Origin of the sequence: Motilimonas thetidivivens, assembly GCF_046452435.1 — a bacterium.
Classification (GTDB): Bacteria; Pseudomonadota; Gammaproteobacteria; order Enterobacterales; family CBDFNC01; genus Motilimonas.
Genome location: NZ_JBKFDK010000051.1, coordinates 1 through 1,578 on the forward strand (window position 1 = coordinate 1; position 1,578 = coordinate 1,578).

The 1,578-nt window shown below is 52.9% G+C and carries 1 rRNA gene; it reads left to right on the forward strand.

Features of this window, described 5'->3' with window-relative positions:
• The first annotated feature begins 9 nt into the window (after window positions 1-9).
• Window positions 10-1,551, forward strand: a 16S ribosomal RNA gene (locus tag ACK8OT_RS19175).
• Window positions 1,552-1,578: the final 27 nt, after the last annotated feature.

Below are 1,578 nucleotides of genomic sequence, written 5' to 3' on the forward strand. Positions count from 1 at the left end.
AAAAAACTTTAATTGAAGAGTTTGATCATGGCTCAGATTGAACGCTGGCGGCAGGCTTAACACATGCAAGTCGAGCGGTAACAGAGAGAAGCTTGCTTCTCTGCTGACGAGCGGCGGACGGGTGAGTAATGCTTGGGTATCTGCCTTATGGAGGGGGACAACAGTTGGAAACGACTGCTAATACCGCATAATGTCTACGGACCAAAGCGGGGGACCTTCGGGCCTCGCGCCATAAGATGAACCCAAGTGGGATTAGCTAGTTGGTAAGGTAACGGCTTACCAAGGCGACGATCCCTAGCTGGTCTGAGAGGATGACCAGCCACACTGGAACTGAGACACGGTCCAGACTCCTACGGGAGGCAGCAGTGGGGAATATTGCACAATGGGGGAAACCCTGATGCAGCCATGCCGCGTGTGTGAAGAAGGCCTTCGGGTTGTAAAGCACTTTCAGTTGTGAGGAAAGGTTGTAGATTAATACTCTGCAGCTGTGACGTTAGCAACAGAAGAAGCACCGGCTAACTCCGTGCCAGCAGCCGCGGTAATACGGAGGGTGCGAGCGTTAATCGGAATTACTGGGCGTAAAGCGCGTGTAGGTGGCTTGTTAAGCCAGATGTGAAAGCCCCGGGCTCAACCTGGGAACTGCATTTGGAACTGGCAGGCTAGAGTTTTGTAGAGGGTGGTAGAATTTCAGGTGTAGCGGTGAAATGCGTAGAGATCTGAAGGAATACCGGTGGCGAAGGCGACCACCTGGCCAATAACTGACACTGAGACGCGAAGGCGTGGGTAGCAAACGGGATTAGATACCCCGGTAGTCCACGCAGTAAACGATGTCTATTAGGAGTTTGTGGCTATATGCCGTGGGCTCCAAAGCTAACGCATTAAATAGACCGCCTGGGGAGTACGGCCGCAAGGTTAAAACTCAAATGAATTGACGGGGGCCCGCACAAGCGGTGGAGCATGTGGTTTAATTCGATGCAACGCGAAGAACCTTACCTACTCTTGACATCCACGGAACTTTTCAGAGATGAATTGGTGCCTTCGGGAACCGTGAGACAGGTGCTGCATGGCTGTCGTCAGCTCGTGTTGTGAAATGTTGGGTTAAGTCCCGCAACGAGCGCAACCCCTATCCTTAGTTGCCAGCGATTCGGTCGGGAACTCTAGGGAGACTGCCGGTGATAAACCGGAGGAAGGTGGGGACGACGTCAAGTCATCATGGCCCTTACGAGTAGGGCTACACACGTGCTACAATGGCGGATACAAAGGGCAGCTAACTTGCGAGAGTGTGCGAATCCCAAAAAGTCCGTCGTAGTCCGGATTGGAGTCTGCAACTCGACTCCATGAAGTCGGAATCGCTAGTAATCGTGGATCAGAATGCCGCGGTGAATACGTTCCCGGGCCTTGTACACACCGCCCGTCACACCATGGGAGTGGGCTGCAAAAGAAGTAGGTAGTTTAACCTTCGGGAGGACGCTTACCACTTTGTGGTTCATGACTGGGGTGAAGTCGTAACAAGGTAGCCCTAGGGGAACCTGGGGCTGGATCACCTCCTTACCAAAAGCGACGTTGTCTTGTTGACGA